This is a genomic window from Aequorivita aurantiaca (assembly GCF_030410135.1).
Lineage (GTDB): Bacteria > Bacteroidota > Bacteroidia > Flavobacteriales > Flavobacteriaceae > Aequorivita > Aequorivita aurantiaca.
In genome coordinates, this window is record NZ_JAUGQQ010000010.1 from 47,869 (window position 1) to 72,704 (window position 24,836).

20 protein-coding genes and 2 pseudogenes are annotated in these 24,836 nt (G+C 37.3%); 12 read left to right on the plus strand and 10 right to left on the minus strand.

Going from position 1 to position 24,836, the window contains the following annotated elements; all coding sequences use genetic code 11:
- The first annotated feature begins 12 nt into the window (after positions 1–12).
- On the plus strand, positions 13–1,152 hold the full coding sequence (locus QRD02_RS12385; RefSeq protein WP_290255271.1) for a glycosyltransferase: 1,140 nt from the start codon (positions 13–15) through the stop codon (positions 1,150–1,152).
- Here the strand turns inward: QRD02_RS12385 and QRD02_RS12390 are convergent.
- From QRD02_RS12390 to typA, 9 genes are all read right to left on the minus strand, one after another.
- A complete protein-coding gene (locus QRD02_RS12390; protein ID WP_290255272.1) occupies positions 1,149–2,132 on the minus strand; it encodes a hypothetical protein in 984 nt (327 codons plus the stop codon). The genes QRD02_RS12385 and QRD02_RS12390 overlap by 4 nt on opposite strands.
- A 129-nt stretch (positions 2,133–2,261) precedes the next feature.
- A complete protein-coding gene (locus QRD02_RS12395; protein WP_290255273.1) occupies positions 2,262–3,557 on the minus strand; it encodes an O-antigen translocase in 1,296 nt (431 codons plus the stop codon).
- Positions 3,558–4,658, minus strand: a complete 1,101-nt coding sequence (locus QRD02_RS12400; protein ID WP_290255274.1) for a DegT/DnrJ/EryC1/StrS family aminotransferase — start codon at positions 4,656–4,658, stop codon at positions 3,558–3,560.
- Positions 4,655–5,623, minus strand: coding sequence for a GNAT family N-acetyltransferase (locus QRD02_RS12405; RefSeq protein ID WP_290255275.1), 969 nt, complete (start codon positions 5,621–5,623; stop codon positions 4,655–4,657). The genes QRD02_RS12400 and QRD02_RS12405 overlap by 4 nt, the downstream gene beginning before the upstream one ends.
- 1 nt (position 5,624) lies before the next feature.
- The gene (locus tag QRD02_RS12410; RefSeq protein WP_290255276.1) at positions 5,625–7,121 is read right to left on the minus strand and encodes a sulfatase-like hydrolase/transferase; all 1,497 of its coding nucleotides are present in this window, start codon (positions 7,119–7,121) and stop codon (positions 5,625–5,627) included.
- Positions 7,121–8,608, minus strand: a complete 1,488-nt coding sequence (locus QRD02_RS12415; protein WP_290255277.1) for a sulfatase-like hydrolase/transferase — start codon at positions 8,606–8,608, stop codon at positions 7,121–7,123. The genes QRD02_RS12410 and QRD02_RS12415 overlap by 1 nt, the downstream gene beginning before the upstream one ends.
- Positions 8,598–9,992, minus strand: coding sequence for a class I SAM-dependent methyltransferase (locus tag QRD02_RS12420; protein ID WP_290255278.1), 1,395 nt, complete (start codon positions 9,990–9,992; stop codon positions 8,598–8,600). The genes QRD02_RS12415 and QRD02_RS12420 overlap by 11 nt, the downstream gene beginning before the upstream one ends.
- Entirely contained in the window at positions 9,976–10,182 is a 207-nt protein-coding gene (locus QRD02_RS12425; protein ID WP_290255279.1) for a hypothetical protein, read from the minus strand. The genes QRD02_RS12420 and QRD02_RS12425 overlap by 17 nt, the downstream gene beginning before the upstream one ends.
- A 91-nt stretch (positions 10,183–10,273) precedes the next feature.
- Positions 10,274–12,067 (minus strand): translational GTPase TypA, encoded by a 1,794-nt coding sequence (gene typA, locus QRD02_RS12430; protein ID WP_290255280.1) that lies wholly within the window; start codon positions 12,065–12,067, stop codon positions 10,274–10,276.
- 141 nt (positions 12,068–12,208) lie between these two features.
- Here typA and QRD02_RS12435 point away from each other — a divergent pair, with 141 nt between their 5' ends.
- From QRD02_RS12435 to QRD02_RS12475, 10 genes and pseudogenes are all read left to right on the plus strand, one after another.
- Entirely contained in the window at positions 12,209–13,597 is a 1,389-nt protein-coding gene (locus tag QRD02_RS12435) for a T9SS type A sorting domain-containing protein (RefSeq protein ID WP_290255281.1), read from the plus strand.
- 82 nt (positions 13,598–13,679) lie between these two features.
- On the plus strand, positions 13,680–14,498 hold the full coding sequence (kdsA, locus tag QRD02_RS12440) for a 3-deoxy-8-phosphooctulonate synthase (RefSeq protein ID WP_290255282.1): 819 nt from the start codon (positions 13,680–13,682) through the stop codon (positions 14,496–14,498).
- Between the two features lie 530 nt (positions 14,499–15,028).
- A complete protein-coding gene (locus QRD02_RS12445) occupies positions 15,029–15,637 on the plus strand; it encodes a hypothetical protein (RefSeq protein WP_290255283.1) in 609 nt (202 codons plus the stop codon).
- A gap of 2 nt (positions 15,638–15,639) precedes the next feature.
- Positions 15,640–15,936, plus strand: a complete 297-nt coding sequence (locus QRD02_RS12450; protein WP_290255284.1) for a winged helix-turn-helix domain-containing protein — start codon at positions 15,640–15,642, stop codon at positions 15,934–15,936.
- 60 nt (positions 15,937–15,996) lie between these two features.
- Positions 15,997–16,311, plus strand: coding sequence for a hypothetical protein (locus tag QRD02_RS12455; protein ID WP_290255285.1), 315 nt, complete (start codon positions 15,997–15,999; stop codon positions 16,309–16,311).
- A 119-nt stretch (positions 16,312–16,430) separates the two neighbouring features.
- Positions 16,431–16,745 (plus strand): annotated as a pseudogene (locus QRD02_RS14500) (inner membrane CreD family protein); the annotation flags it as partial.
- Positions 16,746–16,763: 18 nt separating this feature from the next.
- Positions 16,764–16,928 (plus strand): annotated as a pseudogene (locus QRD02_RS14505) (inner membrane CreD family protein); the annotation flags it as partial.
- Between the two features lie 70 nt (positions 16,929–16,998).
- Positions 16,999–17,370, plus strand: coding sequence for a ribosomal maturation YjgA family protein (locus QRD02_RS12465; protein ID WP_290255287.1), 372 nt, complete (start codon positions 16,999–17,001; stop codon positions 17,368–17,370).
- Between the two features lie 70 nt (positions 17,371–17,440).
- Positions 17,441–19,414: a DUF3858 domain-containing protein gene (locus QRD02_RS12470; protein WP_290255288.1), complete on the plus strand. Its 1,974-nt coding sequence runs from the start codon at positions 17,441–17,443 to the stop codon at positions 19,412–19,414.
- Positions 19,415–19,416: 2 nt separating this feature from the next.
- Positions 19,417–21,384 (plus strand): DUF3858 domain-containing protein, encoded by a 1,968-nt coding sequence (locus QRD02_RS12475; RefSeq protein ID WP_290255289.1) that lies wholly within the window; start codon positions 19,417–19,419, stop codon positions 21,382–21,384.
- Between the two features lie 29 nt (positions 21,385–21,413).
- Here the strand turns inward: QRD02_RS12475 and QRD02_RS12480 are convergent, their stop codons facing one another.
- Positions 21,414–22,229: an SDR family NAD(P)-dependent oxidoreductase gene (locus QRD02_RS12480; RefSeq protein ID WP_353959584.1), complete on the minus strand. Its 816-nt coding sequence runs from the start codon at positions 22,227–22,229 to the stop codon at positions 21,414–21,416.
- A gap of 318 nt (positions 22,230–22,547) precedes the next feature.
- Between QRD02_RS12480 and QRD02_RS12485 the strand changes: the two genes are divergently transcribed.
- On the plus strand, positions 22,548–24,707 hold the full coding sequence (locus QRD02_RS12485) for an ATP-binding response regulator (protein WP_290255290.1): 2,160 nt from the start codon (positions 22,548–22,550) through the stop codon (positions 24,705–24,707).
- Positions 24,708–24,836: the final 129 nt, after the last annotated feature.

Here is a 24,836-nt window from a genome sequence, read left to right on the forward strand (position 1 = left end):
AATATAAGTTTTATGCGAATACTTTTGGTGGGCGAATACAGTAGGCTGCACAATTCATTAAAAGAAGGATTAACAGCGCTGGGCCACGAAGTAAGGCTTGTTTCCACGGGTGATGAGTTTAAAAATTTCCCTTCGGACATTCTTTTAAAACGGAAGTACAATACCGGAATTTCAAAAAAAATAAAGGTTGGATTGTTTCAGCTTTTTGGTATTGATATTTCTTCCATATCCTTAAAAAATCAATTTCTTCAACAGAAAGAAAAATTCAAAGGTTTTGATGTTGTGCAATTGATAAACGAAAGTCCGCTCGGAATTTTGCCCAAATATGAAAAAGAAATCATTTCCTTTTTAAAGAAAAACAACGAAAAAATCTTCCTGCTTTCCTGCGGCACGGATTATACCAGCGTGAAATTTGCGTATGAAAAAAAGTTCCGCTATTCCATTTTCACTCCTCTTTTTGAAGGGAAAATTTCTGAAAAGGAATTTTTCCCCGCTTTAAAATATTTAAACTCGGAATATAAGGATTTACACAATTTTGTATTTGAAAATGTGGATGGAATTATTGCTTCCGACTTGGATTATGACATTCCGCTGCTTGGAAATAAAAAGTATTTAGGACTTATTCCAAACCCCGTAAATACTAACAAACTCCAATATTCTGCTTTTACTTCCGAAGATAAAATTGTTATTTTTCACGGAATAAATCGGGCGAATTATTACAAAAAAGGAAATGATTACTTTGAAGCTGCGCTATCAAAAATTAAGCAAAATTATCCTTCAAAAGTAGAAGTGATTACTGTTGAAAATATTCCTTATTCCGAATATATTGAAAAGTACAATTCTGCCCATATCCTCTTGGACCAAGTATTTGCTTACGATCAAGGATACAATGCGCTGGAAGCGATGGCGAAAGGAAAAGTAGTTTTTACCGGCGCCGAAACGGAGTTTTTGGAACGCTATAATTTAGAGGAAGATGAGGTGTGCATAAATGCGCTTCCAAATGTGGGTAATATATTCGAAAAGCTGGAAATACTGATTTTAAATCGGGAAAAATTGCAGGAAATTTCAAGGAATGCGATTGCATTTATTGAGCGCGCACACAATTATATTTCCATCGCAAAAAAATATTTGGATGCCTGGGAAAATAGTTAATATGGCAAATCAATTGCTTCAGGGTTAATAAAATCCTTCGAATATGGATTTTCAAGAAAACTTAACATAGGCCTTTGAAACCTAAGGATATCTTCTCTTTCTATACCATACACGCTCCAATAATTGGCTAATAATTGGGCAAAAATATCTTCATCCCAAAAGCCGAAAATCGGTTTGCTTCCCTTTTTTTCAATAGGAATGGCTTCAATGGTAATTCCGCTTTCACAATTTTCAATTTTGTATTCCGGTTTGTATTGCAAAATATAGTCTGAATAATGGAAACGTGCGTACAATTCCTCAAATTGAACTGGGTGTAAAGTGTGGCCCTTCATTTTATCAAGCAGCTCTTTTTGCTTCTCGCCGATGATGCCATTATCCTGCAAACAGGCAATAAAGCCGAAACCATTCACCCCAAATGAGAACATTAAATTAATAGCATCATCGCGATAGCTAAAAATATCAGCGGAATATTTTAGAGGGAAAACCACGATGCTCCAAGGTTTTTTTCCCACGAAGGAAATGGGTTCAATTATGGATTGGAGCATTAAGTGGAAGTGGCCAAAACGTTCCCTAAGCGCGGCTGACAGCGCAAACTCTTCACCCAGCCGAAGCAACCGGTTTCGTTCGTATTGCATTTCATAGTAAAGAAGGCCGTAAACCATTCGGCCGGTCCATTGGAAAAGCAACAGTTCATCAAGAGAAGCCATTCCTTCATAACCGAGTTTATAGGCTTTCTGAACTTTCTCGTCCAAAATGGCAAAAGCATTTTTTACCTTGGGGGAACAGGGAAGTGTCAAATCGGAATAATGATAGGTTTTGGATTTGTCCATCATTTCAATTCGTTCCTCGCCAAACTTAAAATGGTCCATTAACCATTGGGGAAAAACTGGTATGTTTTCAGTGGTCAAAACGCCGGAAAGAAAGCAAAAATGCTCGTCAAAAATTAGTTCTTCAAAAGGGTTAAAAAAGCTTTGGGACATATAATTTCAGATAAATTTTACTGCTGAATTTTATTTGCAAAGATAGCCATTTGCAATGGGTTGAACTTCCCGTGTAATAATTGAATATTCTGAAATTAGGAAATAATGGAAAGGATAAAAAATATGTTTTTAAGAATTATCGACGGTATTTTTCTTCTTTCTGAAATAACGAAAAACAAGATAAAATACCACTAGAAAATAAACAACATATCGTAGAAAATGAGCCATCACAACACCCTCAACTCCATAAATACCTGCGAAATAATAGGAAAAACCATAGAATAAAGCAAGCGACAATACTTCGGAAAAAATAAAATTGCGAACCATTTTTTTCGCCAAGAACTGATAGCCCAAAACGATTGCCGCCAACCGCACAAAATCGCCGAGAAGTTGCCATTTAAAAAGAGGCTCCATCCCATAAAAATCTGGATATATTATCTGGATTACATAATCCCGCAAAAAATAGATCAATAACATTCCCACTCCAAAAAGCGGCAAAAGCGTTTTATAGATATTGAAAAGTTCCGCCTTAAAATCAGTTTTTGAATGAATTCCAGCAAACTTAGGCAGCACGTACAACGTAAAAATTGCGCTCGAAAAAACCATATAGTTTTTGGAAATATTGGTCATCGCCGTCCAGATTCCCGCATCTGCCATAGTAATGCGATTTTGGATCATTACACGAATGTCAATTTCAACATAATTCAATAAAACCGTAGAGAAAAATGACATCAGTGAAAACGCCAACAGCCCCTTGGCCATTGGAATTTTGAAGCTGAGTTTTGAAAATTGTAAATACTCCCGAAGTACTTTCAAAAAGATAAAAAGAAGCACAAAAAACTGAAGTGCCGGAGTAATGGCAATTGCAATCAGCGCGCCGTCAATATTATTGCTGAGGAGCAAAACAACTGTTAGAATAGAACTTAAAACGTAGCTAATAAGATCAATTCCAGCCAGTTTTTTGTACAGCGAAAGTCCATTTACAACAGCGCTGAAAACGCGATACATACATATAAATGGCACCATTACGGCCAATAATTTTATGAGATAAATATATTCGGCGGAATCGAAAATTTGTGTGCTCAAAAAAGAGGCGCCAAAAAATAAAATTATTGAAACACCAATGGTTCCCAAAACCGTAAAAACATAGGTTGTGGAGAACAATTTTTGCAATTGTTGCTTGTCATCTTTATACTCAGCGACATATTTTACCACGCCACTAAAAATGCCGACTGACGCAAAAGCGCTCAGGATTTCCATTAAATTTCGAAGCGAACCTATTTTCGCGATTCCCGCCTCGCCCACCATTAACGCCAGCATGCGCTGGATAAAAAATGAAATTACCAACCTAACACCAATAACCCCGGCATTTAAGGATGTCATCTTCAAAAGCAGATTGCCGCGTATGAATTGTGGGATTTTCAATTAATAATTATTTAAAACCGAAATTACGTTTTGCACTTCTTCCCGAGTCATTATTGGACTCATTGGAATGCTTATAATCTGGTTGTGGATTTTCTCGGCAATTGGAAAAGCTAATTGCGAAAACTCTGAAAGTGCTTGTTGTTTGTGCGGAGGAATTGGGTAATGTATTAAATGTCCGATTCCGTTTCGGTTTAAGAAATCTATGAAATCATTTCTATTTTCAACGCGAACCGCAAAAAGATGAAAAACGTGATTTTCACTTCCGTCATAATTCGGAAAGATTATTTTATCATTTTTAATTCCTGAAATATACTTTTTGGCAATCGCCCTTCTAATTTCATTGTCGGCATCCAATGTGGGCAATTTTACATTGAGGAATGTGGCTTGCAATTCATCGAGCCGGGAATTGAATCCTAAAAGTTCGTTTACATATTTTGTGGAGGTACCATAGTTTCGCAATTTTTTAATTACTTCTGCCAAGGCATCATCATTAGTGGTTATTGCGCCGGCATCACCCAAAGCGCCGAGGTTTTTCGTAGGATAAAAACTGAAACCCGCGGCATCGCCCAAATTTCCTGCAAGTTTTCCTTCATTATTTTTTGCGCCATGGGCTTGGGCGGCATCTTCTATAACTAGCAGATTATTTTCCTTTGAAATCTTGAAAATTTCTTCCATTGGTGAAAGCTGTCCGTAAAGATGTACGGGCATTATTGCTTTTGTTCTTTCGGAAATATTTTTTTTGAGGGAAGCGAGGTGGAAATTATAATTCTCTAAATCTGCCTCAACCAAAACCGGTTTTAATCCCGCTTGCTTTATTGCCAAAATGGTTGCAATGTAGGTGTTGGAAGCCACCAAAACCTCATCATTTTCTTCTAATTTTCCTAGTATTTTGTAACCTTCCAAAATCAACCGAAGCGCATCCAAGCCATTGCCAACGCCAACGCAATGGGTAGTTCCGCAATAGCGTGCGAAATTTGCCTCAAACAATTTTACTTGGTTTCCCAAAATATAATATCCCGAATCCAAAAATTGCCGAAAGCTGTCTTGAATTTCTGCATCAAAACGTTGGTTGATTGCTTTTAAATCGAGAAAGGAAATCATAAAATATTCAATTTAAAATGATCCATATTTACGGCGAAGGCGCCAAACTCTTCTTTATAGCGGGTTAGGCCGCTATTGTATTGCCTTCCTTCATTCGTGTTGGTAATTCCCATATCAAAATAGCGAAATCCTTCGGTTTGGTATTTCATTAATAGCTTGACATATAAAAATTCCAATGCACGAAAGGATTTTCCAGTTTCCGTGGACCCCACGTATTGCGATTTTACAACGCCATTGTCCACAAAAAGCAACATTCCGGCAATTTTGGCATTGTTGGCATAAACGTAATATTGCAAAATATTCTTCGGAAACCTTTCCTTTAAAAGTTGGATTTCCTCCAAAGAATGTACGGGTTTCACCCCGTGCGTACTCGCCAAACCTGGAACAAGCATTTCATCCCAAAAGGTTTTTAAATCGTCGCTAACTCCTATTTCTAGTAAATTTGCTGTTTCAGAATTTGGTTTTATTCTTTTTGAATTGCTTAATTTCAGTTTTTTTGAGAGATCAATAATAAAATTCATATCGCGCCTTACCAGATCAGCACCTTTTTGGAACATAAAATATTCCTGCGCGCTGTGATAATCAATTTGCAGAAATTGCGGCATAATTTTTAACTGTACTGCCACAAAAGCATGTTGCCGCAAAAAGTAAATTACGGCATTCAAAATATCTTCTATAGTGCCCGCATTGGCACTTTTTGAAATTAAACCCCCATAAGTAAGGCCTTGATGGGAATATAAAATATTGTCGCAATGGTTGGCCGGAAGCACTGCAAATAAACTATCCTTTTTATAAATCATTAATGAAAAATCAGAAAACCTATGGCTATGATAGTCCATAAAATTTCTCTTAAAAAGAAATGTGGCATTTTTTGCGGAATCTATAAACTGATCCCATTCACCCATAGCACTAGCCTCATACTTTTTTACTGAAAAATTATTAGTTATCACTTCAGAATTTTCCATCTTACTTGATTTCGATTTTTTTTATATTGACATTTCCATTACCATCCACATATTGATACACCCCAGGGTCTTCGCCGGATTTTAATACAAAATAACTTTCATCCCCTTGTAGATGCTGCAAATATTTTTGGTTGCCTGATACATAGGAAAACAAAATCCTAAAAACATTAATGCTGCTTTTTAGATATTGTGATTCCGCAGGCACCTCATCATTCGGCCAACGAATGGAGAGCATTGCCCCGAAAGCGCTATAAACTATATTGCTGCCGAAAGTTTTATGGTTAAACTCATCGGTGTATTCCAGCCCCACAAAACCTCCGTGATCGGCCATTATTATAATTAGGGCAGATGGATCCTGTGCTATAATAATATTTATAATTTTCTCAAGCTTCGCATTTGCTATTTCCCTTTTTTCCAGCCATTGCTCCCTTTCCTTTTCCTTTCCTTTGGAGGCAGATTTTACGCTGGAAATATGACCGGGCTCAAAAATTTCTACAAAAAAGAAATTCCCATCGTCACTTTTGGAAGCCATTGCCGTCTCAAGCTCGAAGGAAACATCCTTTGCAACGTTGAATCCTGTTGTAATATAGGGAATCTCATTATACTCAAAATTGGCATAATCAAACCCTAGCTTGGGTCGATTCACTAATAAATAAGGGTGTTCCGATATGAAATGGGTTTTGTATCCATTGTTTTTAAAAATAGAAAGTACGGCATTTTCAGAGACAATGTTTTCCCGGGTGTTCGGCATTTTTGTGTAATCGGTATTTCCGTTATAGTAATGATGCTTCATCATAAACGTAGCGCTGTTGGAAGTCAAGGTGGAAACATAATTACTCCGGAAATTGTGATAGTTTTCGAAATTCCTTTCTTCCAAAAAAGATTTGAAACCGGAATTATCAATATTATATTCCGCCTTTTCCAATTCAGAAAAGTTGACATATCCGTCCGGTTGGATATAATAGATATTCGGTCTTTTTTCAAAAACTACTTCCTCAATATCATCGGGCTGCTGCGTCCATTTTGTGGAATAATTTATATAGCTAAAAATGGTGGGCAGTAAACCAATAAAACCGATAAGCGCCAACACAAGCTGTACGGTCAGCCACTTTTTGAAATGTTTGTGAAGAAAATAGGCACATAAAACAGATACAATAAAAATTCCCAGGATTATTTTTCTCTCGGCATCAGTGTATAAAATAATTTTAATGAAGTAGAAAAAAATAAAAAGATTGAAAAAAGGAAGGATGGATTTTCGCCATTTTCCTAAAATAGAAAACTTGGAAATCTTTTTTAAGACGAAGAATACAATGATTGGAAAAAACAAAAACAGGACCACAAAGAATGCCAATTGTTCCCACGAGTTACTCATGCCAAAATTCCGTGAATAATAGAAAACCAAAGGATACAAACCTGTGGCAATGCCTAATATTATAGGATTATCGGTTATTCTGCCAAGATGCCCGGCAATTGTTTTTGGGGATCTTTTTGTTTTCATCACTTTTTATTAAAAACCATATTCCCCGAATCATCAATCAGTTCATAAACGCCTCGGGGGGCGCCGGAATTGATAATAAGATAACTTTCATCCGGCTGTAAATTCGCAAGATACGAATCATTCTCGCTTAAATAGGAGGTCAAAATTCTAAACAAATTTACCGAGGATTTAAGCTTTTCATCAAATTGGGGAATATCGCCCTTCGGCCAATGGATGGAAAGAATGGTACTAAAAATAGAATTCACAAAATTCCTCTCCGTATTCTTTTTATATGATTCGCCAGTGTCCGTCATTCCCACAAAACCGCCGTGATCGGCCATAATTACTATTAGCGCTTCGGGATCCTTTTGAAGAATTGCCTTTGTTAATTGTTTCAACTTTTTATTGGATTCCCGCAAGCTTTCAATATAATGCTCCCGCTCGCCATCTATCCCTTTCGAGTCTTCAATTGTATTGGTTATGTGCCCCGGATTGAAAATTTCGATAAAGAAAAAGTTGGGGCCCTGAGCATATTCTTCCAAATAATTCTTAAAAGGCTCGATTAAATCGCGTGGTTCGCCGATTCCCGTGGTTACAAAGCTAATCTCTTCAGTAGAAAAGTTGCAATAATCATAGCCCAACTTTGGTTTATTCGTTAAAAAATAAGGCTGCTCAGTCAGAAAAAACGTGCGATACCCGTTGTTTTTCAAAATACGAAGCACACTGTTGTCAGTAATAATAACGTTGCGCGCATCAATTGTTTCTGTAAAATCCGATCCGCTGTTGTAATAATGATGCTTCATCATAAACAAAGCGCTGTTGGTAGGCAATGTCGCGGCATAATTGCTCCGGAAGTTGGGGTAGTTTTTAAAGTTGCTTTCGCTCAAATAATTTTCAAATTCAGCATTATCGATATTGTAAAATCCCTTCCTCAATTCCGAAAAATTTGCGTATCCATCGGGCTGTATATAATAGATGTTGGGTTTCTTTTTAAAAACGGCAGCTTCAATGTTATCGGGCTGGAGCATCCATTCTTCTGAATATTTCAATTGGTCAATCACTACGGGCACCAAAGTAAAAACACCAATTACCGCCAATAATAATTGAAAACCGATTATTTTAAACATAAACTTTTGTAACAACAGTGCCAGCAATGCCGCTAAAACCACAATTCCAAAAATTTGAATCCAATTGACTCCCGCCATTAGGGCGACATACAAATAAGAAAGAAAAAAGAAAAAATTTAAAAACGGAATAACCTTTGGCTGCCATTTGTGCGGCAAAACCTTCAAAGAAATTTTATGGGCAATAAAAAATACTACGATTGGCGCCAGAATAAATAAACATAAAAAAAATCCGAGGTGGCCCCAGGAATTTATCATTACGTAATTGTTGGTATAATAGAACAAAAGCGGATATAGCCCTGCAGAAACTCCCGCTACTATTGGAAATCTATTTTCACGCTTTAAAAAAAAGGCCCTAATCCATTGTTTTGATTTAGGCTCCATAATTTTTATTTTTCAGAAGATACAGCAGTCGCTTGGTGCCTTTTACCGTTTCTTTCTTTTCAATATTGAAGTATTTTAGATAGCCGGTTTCAAATTCGGTTTCATTGTAAAAATCAAAATGGTTTATGAATTCGCGCTTGCGAATCAGCAATGACTGGGCCCAAGAATCCTCCCGGGTAGGAAATTCAATAATCAGGTTTTTGGAAAATGACGCAAAAAACGAAGCGGATTTCTCAAAAGGCACATTTCCCGAAAGCGTGATATGGTGAATTAAAGCCAAGGCCATGGTAATATCGGGTGCATATGCCACCAACCGTTCAATTAGCGAATTGCGCTCGGTATTGTTAAAACCTATGCCCGGCGCGGGCTGTAGCACATCACACACAAAGGGAAGCATATTGTTTTCCTTATTTTTCTGAAGCTGTTTGTAATTATAATCCACAGCATTACTATCAATATCCGTCACCATAATATGCGGAACAGAATCAATCACCGTTCGCGCGAACGTGCCGTCATTGCCGCCCACGTCAATTAATCGTTGCGGTTCTAATGGTTTTATCCATTCTTTTATGAGCGTTTTTTTCGCTTCAAAAGCTGCTTCGTCGTAATTGGTTTTGTTGTAATAATCGCCCCATTCACTGGTTTCCTTCAAGGTTAGGCCTTTGATATAATCATAGAGGCTTTCCAAAATATTTTCCTGTGCCTTCTTTGAAAGCGTTGTTATTTTTGTTTCCGCTTTATAATCTTCACTGTGTTTCCGCTCCATTTTGGCAAGCAAATGGATATTTGGATAGATTACCGAACTCAACTTACTGCGCTTTGGAAGCATTGAAGAAATCAATTTCACTGGAATGCCGTCAATGTGCGTTTGCATCATTTTGAAGACTTCAGTTCCATGATATTTCGCCAAAACTAAGGGTCCGAAAAAATGTGTTATAAATTGTTTATAGGCTCTCCATGGAGTCCCTTCATCATAAAAATCAAAAGAAAGGGTATCTATAAAAACAGGTTTTCCCTTATGGAAAGTTACGTTGTAGGCAGAGGCGTCTTTCAAAATAAATCCTTTTGAAAGGGCGTATTTCTGAATTTTCAGAGTGTGCAGGGCTGCGTGTTTGTACTGTTCGAAGCTCCATTCATAGGGGTTTGTAATGAATGGAATTTTTTCTGGGGTAATGACTATTTCTTCCGAAGAAACCGAAGTTTCCTCATGCGGAATCAACAGGCCGTTTGAAATCAAGTTCTTAAAGAAACCACTGTCTCTCAATTTATAATATTGCGGGAAGTAGATAGGATTTACGGCCCTTCGCAGGGTTGTTCCATCGTAAAAAATATATCCCGAAGGATCGCGGAATGAGGCTTGGTGAGCGTTATTTTTTTGTGTCATCGGTATCGGTGTCTTCCTCTTCAACGTCTATTGAATCGTAAGTATCTTCTTCTTCTTTTTTAAATCCGAAAAAAGATTTCACCTTATACATCACTAATTTTGAAAAGAGCAAAACGCCAGCAATTGCAGCTACTGCCACCTGTGCTATCATAGCTCCTATGCCTGGATCGAAATAAAGAAAAAAATTCATACTTAATTTTTTAAACTTGCCTGCCTTTCGGCGTGAACAAATTAACTAAAAAACGCCGAGTTTATTTAATTGCTCGGCGATTTTCTTTTTTTTACATTTTATTTCGCTTTCGATCTACTTCCTTCAAATAGATCTTTCGAAGTCGCAGATGGTTTGGAGTAACCTCCACATATTCATCTTTTTGAATGTATTCCAACGCTTCTTCCAAAGAAAATTTTATTGCGGGAATAATTCGCGCCTTATCGTCAGCACCAGAGGAACGTACGTTTGAAAGCTTTTTGGTTTTAGTGATGTTTACCGCCATATCATCCTGACGGCTGTTTTCACCTATTACCTGACCTTCGTAAATATCCTCATTTGGATGCACAAAGAAACGTCCGCGATCCTGCAGTTTATCGATAGAATATGGAATGGCCTGCCCAGTTTCCATTGAGACCAAACTTCCGTTCTGTCTTTCTGGAATGCCACCTTTCAACGGTTGGTATTCCAAGAAACGATGTGTCATGATTGCCTCTCCGGCAGTGGCGGTTAGCAATTGGTTACGAAGACCAATGATACCACGCGACGGAATGATGAATTTACAAACCATTCTATCACCCTTTCCTTCCATACTCAACATTTCTCCCTTTCGGATTGTTACCATATTAATGGCCGTTCCGCTTACTGTTTCGGGCAAATCGATGGTCATTTCCTCAACGGGTTCACATTTTACGCCGTCAATTTCTTTTATAATAACTTGTGGTTGACCAATTTGAAGTTCGTACCCTTCGCGGCGCATGGTTTCAATCAAAACCGAAAGGTGCAAAACCCCACGACCGAAAACCATAAATTTATCGGCGCTATCGGTTAGTTGCATTCGCAAGGCAAGATTTTTTTCAAGTTCCTTTTCAAGACGTTCCTTAATGTGTCGAGAAGTAACAAATTTTCCGTCTTTCCCGAAAAAAGGCGAATCGTTTATGGTGAAAAGCATACTCATTGTAGGCTCGTCAATAGCGATGGTTTTTAGTGCTTCGGGGTTTTCGGCATCGGCAACGGTGTCGCCAATCTCAAAACCTTCCAAGCCAACCAATGCACAAATATCACCAACTTGCACCTCACTAACTTTTTTACGGCCCAAACCTTCAAAGGTATGAAGCTCCTTTATTTTAGATTTCACTTTGGATCCATCACGCTTCACCAAAGCAATCTGCATTCCTTCTTTTAAGATTCCTCTTTGCAAACGACCAATGGCTATACGCCCGGTAAAAGATGAAAAGTCCAAAGAAGTAATTAACATTTGTAGGGTTCCCTCCTCAAAAACTGGAGTGGGAACGTGTTCCAAAACCATATCCAACAATGGTTCGATAGAAGTTGTTGGTTTTCTCCAATCATCGCTCATCCAGTTATGTTTCGCAGAGCCGTACACAGTTGGGAAATCAAGTTGCCATTCCTCGGCACCCAATTCAAACATCAAATCAAAAACCGCCTCGTGCACTTCTTCCGGGGTACAGTTTTCCTTATCCACTTTATTGATGACCACACAGGGTTTCAGGCCTAGGGATATTGCTTTTTGCAGCACGAAACGAGTTTGTGGCATTGGTCCTTCAAAGGCATCAACAAGCAAACAAACCCCATCGGCCATATTTAATACCCGCTCTACTTCCCCGCCAAAATCGGCGTGACCAGGGGTATCTATAATATTGATTTTTGTATCCTTATATATAACTGATACGTTTTTTGAAGTAATTGTAATACCGCGTTCGCGCTCCAAATCGTTGTTATCCAGGATGAGTTCTCCCGTATTTTCGTTCTCACGGAAGATACTACAGTGGTGCATAATTTTATCAACCAGTGTGGTTTTACCGTGGTCAACGTGGGCAATAATGGCGATGTTTTTGACTTTCATACAGTTGTTCCTATTTTTTTGGAGGGTGCAAAAGTAGTGTTTCTAAGTGGATTAGAATTAAAAGTTGGGGATTTATTTTGACAGAAAATTATCATTCCATAAAATATAAAAGAAGTATATTTATGTTAATTTTTTTAAGATATGATGAAAAAACTACTACTTACCTTATCAATATTTTGGGCAGTTTCGGGATTTTCGCAATTTGGCGAGCAGCAAATAATTTCTACTTCTACATTGAAACCCTATTTATCAATTCCTTTTGATATAGACAATGATGGGTTTATGGATGTTTTAACCGCATCTGGCGAAACATATGAACTCAGTTGGTATAGAAATCTTGATGGTGCGGGAAATTTCGGAAGTGAGAATGTGATTGAGGGAACCAGTGCCTTATATCTATCAGTGGAATTTATTGATTTTGACAATGATGGAGATAAGGATATTCTTTATTTAAGAAATAATCCGCGTCAAGTGGTTTGGGTCGAAAATATAGATGGAGCAGGTAATTTTGGGGTCACCCATATATTAATTGAGGTGGATTTCATAGGTAATATACTTTCAATTGATATGGACAATGATGGGGATATGGATTTATTGGCGGACATAACGGATACATTTACGGGATGGATTGTTTGGTATGAAAACCTAGATGGACAGGGAACTTTTGGAGAAGAGAATATTTTAATTCAAAACGACTATGCATATGTAAAATTAGCACTAGAAGATATTGACAACGATGGTTTGTTGGATATTTTGGCGACAGAATTTGTATATAGTCAAGGTAAAATTTTTTGGTATAAAAATATGGGTAATGCTACATTTGGCCCAATGCAGATTATTTATCAATTTCTTTGGGTTCAATCTGGCGGAACCAACATTGTTGAATTTCAATATGCAGATATAAACACAGATGGAAAAAAAGATGTAATAATGACTTCTATAGATGATAATTCCGTTGCAAGCACACATTGGCTTGAAAACTTAAATAATCAAGGAAATTTTGGCGATATTCAGTTTATAATGGATACTGATGATCAATATCATTTTTATGATTTGGACAATGATGCAGACAATGACATCTTACTATGGAATAGATTTACTGACAAGATTTCTTGGAAAGAAAACGAAGACGGCCAAGGAGAATTCGGAACACCAAGAACAATTACTACCTCTGTTGATTTTCCAAGAGACGCTAAAGCTGCAGATTTTGATGGAGATGGCTGGTTAGATGTAGCTTCAGCATCTAGCGGTGACAATAAATTAGCTTGGTACAAAAATGACAGATTGGGTATTTCAGAAAATGAAGTTAATAACTACCTTGTTTTCCCGAACCCAACAAATGGAATTCTTCATATAAAATCAAAGCTACCCATTTCGCAAATTTCTGTTTTTAATCTTTTGGGGCAACTAATTGAAGAAAAGCAAAACATTGCTCAAATTGATCTATCCAAAGTAGAAGCTGGAGTTTATCTTTTAAAGATTGAAGACGAAAACGGAAATTCACAAACCCATAAAATTGTAAAAGAATAAATCTTGCCAAACTTCCATTAAACTTTCAAAGTTGAGCAAAAGAAGCTTTTAACTACCTTTGTTTTAAAATTAAGGAGAAACAATGCAACTGAATAAAATCCCGAAAATAAAACACACAACTGCCAACAATTTCTTCCTTCTTGCTGGCCCATGCGCTATTGAAGGCGAGGAAATGGCAATGCAGATTGCTGAAAAGATTGTAAAAATTACCGACAAGCTCGAAATTCCATACATATTTAAAGGAAGTTTTAAAAAAGCGAACCGAAGCCGAATTGATAGTTTTACGGGAATTGGCGATGAAAAAGCATTAAAAATACTTCGAAAAGTTTCAGAAACTTTTGGTGTTCCAACCGTTACCGATATTCACGAAATAAGTGATGCAGCAATGGCCGCAGAATATGTGGATGTTTTACAAATACCAGCTTTTTTAGTACGTCAAACAGATTTGGTGGTTGCTGCCGCTGAAACTGGAAAAGTGGTAAACTTGAAAAAAGGTCAATTTATGAGTCCGGAAAGTATGAAACACGCCGTGACCAAAGTTACCGATTGCAACAATCAGCAAGTATTAATTACAGATCGCGGAACTATGTTTGGATATCAAGATATGATTGTTGATTTCCGCGGTATACCAACTATGAAACAATTTGCTCCGGTGATTCTTGACGTAACCCATAGTTTACAACAGCCCAATCAAACCGTGGGTGTAACAGGCGGAAGACCGGAAATGATTTCAACAATTGCACGTGCGGGAATTGCGACCGGCGCCGATGGAATTTTTATTGAGACCCACTTTGATCCCGCAAATGCAAAGAGCGATGGGGCGAATATGCTAAATTTAAGTTTGCTTGAAAAACTATTGACAGACCTTGTTGCCATCCGGAAAACGGTCAATATCCTATAAATGTTACTAAAATAATTGAAGAGCCCTGCCAGTTAACGTTGGCAGGGCTCTTCGGCTAAAAAAAATAATTATAACAAATAAGCTTGTTGAAATTCAATTATTTACAAAATGAAAAAGCTGTTCCACAAAATGGAACAGCTTTGTCAAAGAATGGCACCTTAACTCCCCAATTAATTTGCTTCTGTAAAGATGCGAAGAACTTTTTTACCAGTCAAGAGGAAAAACCCTGTTTTTATATGGGGGATTTCCCCCTTTTTTGGGTGCTGAAAATATCGATATATGGCAAAAAAAAAGGTTGTCTGAAACAGACAACCTTCCCAAACCACTATTTATTAACTCCCCAATTAATTCTTAGTGATACAAAGATGCGGTATAAACAAATACTGGTCAAGGGGGAAATCCCCCTTTTTTTTACAGGGTTTTTCCTGTTTTTGAGGATTGACGGGCACTGAAGGCATAAATCAATTTTGAAAAAAAATGTTGTAGAATATCTTTTTTTACATTTACTTTGTTTTTCAAAGTACTTTAATATGGATAAAAACAATTATCTCAACGATATAAAGGACATTAAGGATTTAATGGACCGCTCTTCCAGATTTATTTCCCTAAGTGGCCTATCTGGCATATTGGCTGGAATCTATGCTCTCTTGGGCGCATTCATTGCATATGTATTTATTTTTCCAAAGTCCGGTGAATATCTTACCCTTCACAGTTGGAACTTTAAACTCACGTTGAGTCTTTTAGCCGCGGTTCTCATTCTTAGTGTATTAACCGCCTATCTTTTAACCTCGCGAAGGGCAAAAAAAAACAAAGAAAATATTTGGGACTCCACCACCCGAAGACTTTTACTCAATTTTTTGATTCCTTTAGTAACAGGTGGAATTTATATAGTCATAAAATTGAATAGCCAACATTACGGACTCACCGCTTCATTAATGCTCATTTTTTATGGCCTTGCCGTGGTGAACGCCTCTAAATATACAATTGGTAACGTAAAATATTTAGGCTATGCCGAAATAATAATTGGGCTAATCTGTGCTGCATTCCCCGTTTATGGTTTCTGGTTTTGGCTTTTGGGCTTTGGGTTGTTCCATATTATTTACGGCAGTTTTATGTATATAAAAGAGCGAAAAAACTGAGCGTGGGTATCATAGACAACATAAACAAACTTTTTGACCACCGTATACGATTGGGAATTATGAGCATTCTTATTGTGAATGAGGATGCGGACTTTAACCGGTTGAAGGAACTGCTGGCGGTTACCGATGGTAATTTGGCCAGCCATATTAAGGCATTGGAACAGGCCGAATACATTCTAGTAGAGAAAAGTTTCGTTGGCAGAAAACCAAATACTTCCTATTCAGCTACCAATTTAGGTCGCATCGAATTTAAAAAACACATTGAAGCACTCGAAAAATTAATACAAAAACCTAATTAAACCTTTTTTTATCTAACAACTTTGAAAAACAAAGTACTTTTAATCTCTAAAATAGAAACCATGCAAACACACAAAAACAATTTCGCGACAGATAAAAATAAAAGGCTCCTTGGCATATTGTCCGCGGTAATAATTTTATTATTAATTCCTTTAATAGCTATGCAGTTTACGGATGAGGTAAATTGGGATTTATTCGACTTCATAGTCATGGGTGTCCTTTTGCTCGGCACCGGGCTTTCCTGCGAATTCGTACTACGAATGATAAAAAAACCAATCCACCGAATTATCATCTGCGCAATTATACTGATGGTACTCTTCTTGATTTGGGCGGAACTTGCCGTTGGTATCTTCGGGTCACCCGTTGCGGGTACTTAAAATAATTCTCTTTCTCAGATCTAAAATCTCATATCTAAAATCTCATATCTAAAATCTCAAAAATGGAACAAAAAAGATGCAAATTTGGAAACTGGATGCGCAACTCATTCACCGCGAGAATGCTTGTAGTTGGGTTTTTACTGTTAGTACTTTTGATCCCACTCGAATTCGTTAAATCCCTCATCAACGAAAGAGCCTATCGGCAACAGGAAGTGGTGCAGGAAATCAACAACAAATGGGGAAAGGAAGTCCTTCTTTCTGGACCAATCGTGAAAATTCCCTATAGTGATATTTCCGAGGAAAAAATTTTTAACGAGAAAACCAAGTCATATTATTCCAAAACAAACGAGACGCAAAAAAACGCCTATTTTTTTCCGGAGAAATTGGATATTACTTCAGCAATGGAAACCAAACCGCTCAACAGAAGCATCTACGAATCGGTGGTGGGCTTTAAATTTCCATTACTTATCTGCACATCGCTAGCGTCACTTTACGGATTTATTTTTGTAATTATCCAATTGGAAAATCATGCCCTTTTGGTTGGCAGCATCGGGCTTATTGTGATTTTGGCAATCGTTATGTTTGCTTCCCGCAGAATTGATTGGAATAATGAATAAATAATTTTCCATACCCAAAAATTCCTCCCCTATAAAGGGGAGATTGGGGTGGGGATGCAAAAGAAGAAAAATGAAGAAATATTTAATTGTTTTTATTACACTATTGATCATTGAAATAGCAATCGCTTACTTCCATTTCAATCCATTCATACGGGGTTTTTTGGGAGATGTGCTGGTGGTGCTGTTGCTATATTCTTTTGCAAAAATTTTTATAAGACACAAAACACTCCCAATTGCCGTGTCGGTTTTGGTCTTTGCCTTTTTTGTGGAGTTGCTACAGTTTTTTAAGCTTTCGGATACGTTAAACATTCAGTCAGAAATAGCTCTCATTATATTAGGGTCGGTTTTCGACTTCTGGGACTTGGCAGCATATTTTCTGGGATTTATGATAATTCTTTTATTTGAAGGTAAACATTGGCCAAGAAAAGATTTTTTCAAGTAGCTGAAATTTTAATCATTTTGTAATTCCGATAATTATTATATTTTGCCGCATAAAATTTCGACCTGCCAATATGTTTCTGAAACAATATTTATTTCTATTCCTTTATTCAAGTTTTTATTTATCCTTTTCCCAATCGGGGCGCATTGATGAATTTGGGAAGCCTAACCAACAGGAATTCGAACTAAAAAGTTATGAAGGCGAACCGGAAGCTGCGGGAGTAGTTTTATATGAATCTGGCAATTATTATGCAGTTTCCATAGTCAAAAAAACTGCATTTAGATTAGTGATGGAAATACACAGAAAAGTAAAAGTATTTGACATAACTAAATTTGGTGACTCCACGATAGAAATTCCCTACTATGTAGGAAACGGTTTTTATGAAGAAGAGTTAATAAATTATAAAGCCATCACCCACAACGGTATTGTACAAGATGCCGTACAAGACGATTCTTTTTATAGGATTGAAAAATCTGGCGGTAGAAAAGCATTGAAGTTCACGTTTCCGAACGTACAAAACGGAAGTATCTTAGAATACAAATATACTTTGGTCACTCCTTATTTCTTCGATATGGACGGCTGGGAATTTCAAAATGGTTTGCCTACCATTTATAGCTTCTTTCAAACTATTTTGCCTGAAAATATTAAATTCCATCGGGTGCTTTATGGACTAAAGAAATTGGACAACCACAGTAATTACATTAAAAAAAACGATTTCATAATACCTTCAAATAATGGCCGCTTGGATTCCGAGGTAAATATTTACGTGATGAAAAATATTCCGTCTTTTGAAGAAGAAAGTTATATGCTGTCGAGAAAAAATTTTATTTCCAGAATAGCCTATGAACCAGTATCATATAAACCTTTTCATGGGAAAGAAAAAGTTTATACCCGAACGTGGAAAGATGTAGACCATCAATTCGAAAGCCGAATTGATTTTGGCGATCAATTAAATAAAAATAATTATTTCAGAAGAAAATTGCCAAATGCCATTCTTACAATTGAGGATGATTTGGAACGCGCAAAAGCCGTATATGAATTCATCCAAACCAACTATACGTGGAATGGACGATATTTTAATTATGGCAATGATATCAAAGATTCATTTCAAGAAAAATTAGGAAGCGTGTCGGACATTAATCTTTCGCTTGTAAATGCCCTCGAAGCGGCTGACCTACATGCAAAATCGGTCATTATATCTACTCGAAACAATGGACTACCCACTGAACTTTATCCTGTACTTTCTAATTTTAATTACGTCCTAGTGGCATTAATGATAAACAATGAGAAAATATTATTGGATGCAACAGATAAGCAAGCCCCCTTCGGCATCATTCCTTTCCGCACACTAAACATGCAAGGCCGCGTGATGGACTTTAAAAATGGAAGCTACTGGATGCCCATCGAGCCTTTTAAACAAAATATTCATTTTGTAAATGCCCAAATTACCGCCGAAGGGAATGGCGATTTCACTGGCAAGGTTAGCCAGGCAAATTACGGCTATATCGGGCTTGGAAAAAGAAACAATATTGATGAGGAAACAGTTTCGGAATATATTAAAACTGCCCAAAAAGAGAAGGCTGGAATTGAAATAGAAAATTATCAAGTAGAGGACATCTACGAAATTGAAAAACCGCTCAAGGAAAGTTACGATATTACTATAATGCCAGAAACGGTGGGCGACAAAGTGATACTCTTTCCATTTTTCCACAAGACCTATATTTCCGAAAATCCCTTCAAAATGAAGGAGAGAAGCTATCCAATGGACTTCGGCTACCCATTTACCAATACGTATGTCGTTTCAATAGATTTGAAAAATGTATACGCGATTGAACAACTGCCCAAAAACAGAAGCATCAAACTTCCCAATGACCATGGCGAGTGCACTGTCACTTATGTTGCCGATGGAAACAAAATAAACATCCGCTTCAATATGAAACTTAACCAATACCGCTTTCCCCCGGATGCCTATCAATCCATAAAGGAATTTTTTGGCACTATGGTAACAATGCTTAAGGATGAATCAATTGTTTTAAAAAAAATATAAAAATGAAATTCAAAACATTACTTTTCATTGGCTGTTTGCTATTCTTTTCCCATTCATATCCACAACTGCTACCCATACACACTTTTGGCGAACCTTTAAACGAAGAGTTCAATATGACCAGTTATTCAAAGGACCCCGAAGCCGCTGGCGTGGTGCTTTATGAAAGAGGAAACTATACGGTTGATGCCGCCGATGGCTATATAAGGCTTATAAAAGAGGTGCACCGAAAAATTAAGGTATTCGATGCAAAAAACTTTAAATATTCGTCTTTTGAAATCCCCTATTACCGTGAAAATGAGGTGCAGGAAAACATAAAGGATTTTAAGGCCGTGACCCACAATGGCAAGTCTAAAGTGTATGTTGGGGAAAATGCATTTTTCGATGTAAAGGAAGGAAAAAACTTTGCTTTTAAAAAGTTTACCTTTGCCAATGTGCAGGACGGTAGCATTTTGGAATATTCCTATCGTTTGGAGACTCCTTATCTACGAAGGCTGGACGGGTGGACTTTTATGAATGACCTTCCCACCATCTATTCTGAACTTCACACCGAAATTCCCGGAAATTACAGGTACAACAGAGTGCTTTACGGCGATCGGAAATTGGACATAAACCATGCTGCAATAAAACTTTCCTGTTTTCACCTTCCCGGCTTTAAACTTGCCGCCGATTGCGAATCTGCCACCTATGCAATGAAATATGTTCCTGCCTTCAGGGAAGAAAAATATATGCTTTCCAAAGAAAATTACATGCCTGCCATGAAATTTGAGCTCCGCGATATTGTTCAGATTGATGAAAGTAAAATAGCGATTGCCGAAACCTGGGATGATGTGGACCGCGGATTCCGGTATGACAAGGATTTGGGCCGGCAATTGAAGTATACCAGTTTTTTCATGGAACAAATTCCAACATCCGTTACTTCAGTTTTGGATGAACTGGAACGCGCCAAGGCCATTTATTATTATATCCAGCAAGAGATGGTTTGGAACAAGGAAACCCAGATATTGCAGGATATTCGCGTAAAGGAAGCATTCGAAAAAAAGGCAGGCAACAGTTCAGAAATCAATTTAGCCCTCATCAATGCCCTAGAGGCAGCCGGTCTTAACGCCAAAATAATGCTTATAGCTACCCGCGACAAGGCGTTGCCCACGAAACAATATCCGGTAATGACCGATTTTAACTATGCCGTTGTTTTTTTGACAATAAACAATGAAAAATATTTACTTGATGCCACAGACAAACATACTCCCTTTGGGGTGCTTCCCTTTCGCGATCTAAATGTGGAAGGGCGAGTGCTTGATTTCAAAAAAGGCAGTTATTGGGAGCCTATTTCGCCTCTAGCAAAAAATATGCATTATGTGAATATGCAACTTTCGGCGAACGAATCTGGAATTTTTACGGGAAAGGTGAGCGAAGTTTCCACGGGTTATATTTCGGTGGCAAAAAGAATGGAAAACAATAATTTCAGAAAAGATGAAATATTAAAGATGAAGCAGAGCCGAAACGAAAGCCTGGATATAAAAAATCTTGCTACGGAAAATGAAAAGGATCTGGAACAGCCATACAAAGAGAATTATGATGTTTCAATGCACGAGCAACCGGTGGGTGAAAAACTCTTTCTCTATCCCTTTTTAATGGAAACTTTTTTTTCAGAAAATCCCTTTACCGAGACCAAAAGACTTTATCCTATTGATTTTGGTTTTCCTATAATGAACAATTATTTAGTTTCCATCACGCTGAACAACCAATATCAAGTCGAAAAAGTTCCCGCCAACAAACTTTTGAAACTTCCCGAAAACGACGGCGAGCTATCTGTAGTTTATGATGTTTCCCCGGATAAGGTGAACATTCGGCTAAGTGTTAAACTGAATAATCAGAAATTCGCCGCTGATGCGCATCAATCATTGAAGGAATTTTTTTCGGAATTGATAAAAATACAGTCCGACCAACCTATTGAACTTAAGAGAATTTAATTTCGACAATTATTTCTGAAGGAATTGCCTTAATTGTCCCGATTCTTCTCTTGAATTTTTCTGATAATGGCAGTTGCCGTACGTCTTGGAACAAAGCGGGGCAACTTCGAAAGAAATTTATTGAAATTCCCCGGAACGGCAACAACCTTTCCTTTCTTCATTGCATCATATCCATATTCGGCTACCTGTTTGGGGCATGCGATATTAAATTTTATTTTGTTCTCGGAAGCTTTTGCACCATTGGAAACCACCTCTTGAAAACAGGTTTTCGTTTGGCCCGGACATAAACAAGTGACCGTAACCCCAGTCCCCTTCAGCTCATTGGCGATTGCTTCCGAAAAAGAAAGAATATACGCCTTGGTAGCATAATATAGAGACATTAAAGGACCGGGCTGGAAAGCTGCGAGTGATGACATATTTAAAATTTTACCACTACCACGTGCAACCATTCCTTTTAAAACTAATTTGGTTAGGTGGGTGGTGGTCAATACGTGTAGATTTAACATGGATATATCCCGTAACCAATCCGTATCGTTGAAACTACCGAAAATTCCAAATCCCGCATTGTTGATGAGCACGTCAACATCCTTGCCTTCTAACGCCAGAAAAATTTCCTCCGAAACATTCGGTTTACTTAAATCCTTGTGGAGCAATTGAATGCTTGTAGCATATTGCGCTTCAATATCCTTTTTGGCCCCCTCAAGTTTAGTCGCATCGACATCCACCAAAAATAATTCATAATTATCCTTAGCCAATAACAAGGCCAATTCAAAACCCAGACCAGAGGCGGCCCCGGTTACAATTGCTATTTTCTTTTTATTCTTAATAAAGCATTGGGTGTTAATGAAACGTTAATTATATTAGTTCCGCAATTTCTGCATATTCATTTAAATATGCAAATTGGGCACTTGGTTTCTTAGTATTTAATTATCAGCAAAATCAAATAGGTTAATGACCGGTAATTTAAGATGTATATCTTTTAACTCATTTAATCAAAATATTAACGCAATCAATAGAGAACGAGAGGAAGATTCTTAGAATGTTGAAAAAATTGTAACTTTAAACGCCCTAATCAATGGTTCTTGAGAAACAGTATAAACCTCTTTATTTGTTTATTACTTTATCTTCCCCCCTGCCTTGCGCAAAAGGAAGACTTGTCTCCTATGCAAAAATCTTCGGATTCTACTACTCATTCTCCCATTCAAAATACTATAGACTCACTTGAAAAGGAAGTCCTCAAGCATTATTACGGGAAAAATTATGGACAGACAATAGAACTGGGGAATCAGTTGATATTATTGGCAAAAGAGACAAATGACGACTCAAAAATTATTACCACCTACAGTTTTATAGGAAATGCTTTTTTACAAAGCGAGGACACATTAAGTAGTAGAACCATTTTCGAGGATAATGTAAATCGTGCCCTAAACCTAAAAGATCCAGTTCACATTGCAGCTACACAAATTGATCTAGCAAATTTTTATGCACTTACAGGTAACGAACGAAAAGCTATCGCTCTTAATTTAAGCACCATACCATATTCCAAGGAAAACAGTGATACAATCTCACTTTATATTTTGCATAGTAATATAGCTGAATTAAGCTTAAATAATAATGATACAGCTACCGCTTCTTTTCACGTAAAGCAAATGACAAATTATTTAGGGGAAAAAAAATCCCCCCATTTTGAAGCGGGTTCTAAATTACTTAATGGACGGCTACAGCTTATGTTGAACAACCCACAGAGTGCGGTAAAATATTTAAGGGAAGGAAATAAAATTGCGGAAAGTATCAATTTTACAGAAATATTAATTCAAGGATATAATGATTTGGCGAATGCCGAAGCGCTGCTCGGCAATTATGAAAATGCATATCAGGCAAGGGAAAACCATCAAAAATATCTTGCTGAGAAATATGAGAGAGATAAAATTGCAGCCATTGAAAATGTTACCGCCAAATATAGGTTGAATGACTACAAGCGTAGAATAGAGGCTCAAACCAAAAAGAATGAACTCGATCGGCAACAGGCCGCTCGAGAGACTACTATATTGTGGGTTAAAATTGCAACTGGAATTCTTCTCATCTTTTCCATTTTTATGATCTGGGCTAACTTGAACCGTAAAAAATTATTGAAAAATTTAAAAGCGAAAAACAAACAATATCTCGTAGCCAAAGAAAAAAGTGAGGAACTTTCAAAAGCTAAAAGCATTTTGTTTTCTAATATTACCCATGAACTTCGCACCCCGATGTATGGTATTATTGGAATCACTTCCATATTATTGAATGACAATAAGTTTAAGGAACAAAGAGAAAATCTTTCTTCTTTAAAATTTTCAGCAGATTATTTGCTTTCATTGATAAATAATGTTCTCTATTTCAATAAAACAGAAGCCAATCAAAATGACGAACTGAATAAAACGGAATTCAATATTCGGGAATTGTTGCGCAATATTAGCGAGACCGCGAAATTCCTAAATTCATCTTTTCCGAATGAAATTCTCCTTCAGATTGATAGCGCGATCCCCGAAACCATAATTGGGGACGAAACAAAACTTTCTCAGGTATTGATGAACCTGCTCAACAATTCGAGCAAGTTTACTGAGAAAGGAAAGATTTGGGTTAATGTTAGAAGAATCCCTACACAGACCACTGATAAAATAATATTAGCTTTCCTTGTAAAGGATTCGGGCAAGGGCATTTCCTTAGAAAAACAAAAAAAGTTATTGGAAAATCTCGATAAGGATAAAATCACCATGGAAAGCGCCAACGGTAGTGGTATTGGCTTGCCCATAGTAAAAAGAATTTTAGACCAACACAATTCAAAATTGGAATTATCCAGTGAGCTTGGAAAAGGCACGGAGGTATCTTTTATAATTGAATATGAACTGGCATGGACGATTGTTTCAGATCAAACTACCACTATCGATTTACCCAAAACCTCGCTAAATGGCATACGGATACTCATTGTCGATGACAACAAAATAAATCAGCTAGTAACCAAAAAATCCGTAGAAAATTATGGAGCAATTGCGTGCGTGGCCGGAAGTGGGTTGGAAGCTCTATCTATGGTAGCGGAAGAAACCTTTGATCTTATTTTGATGGATATCAATATGCCGGAAATGGATGGTTTTGAGACAACTGAGAGAATCCGTAAAACATTAAAGGAAATTCCTATTATTGCGCTCACTGCGGTGGAAAAAGAAAAGGTGATCCATCAGGAACGTTTCGGGCTTATGAATGATATTGTAATAAAACCATATCAAGGGGAGCAATTTATTGATACATTACTCAAAAATCTTCGCGGCAACGCTATCCAAATTTGATCAACTTCCACGGCACAAAAGACAAATTGCTGACACCGATGGGAAAATCAGCGAATTGTTAGCTATCAAATTTTCTTTCACACCGTGCCCTTGTATATGCTGAAAACGTAAACTGAATTAAAGTGAGCA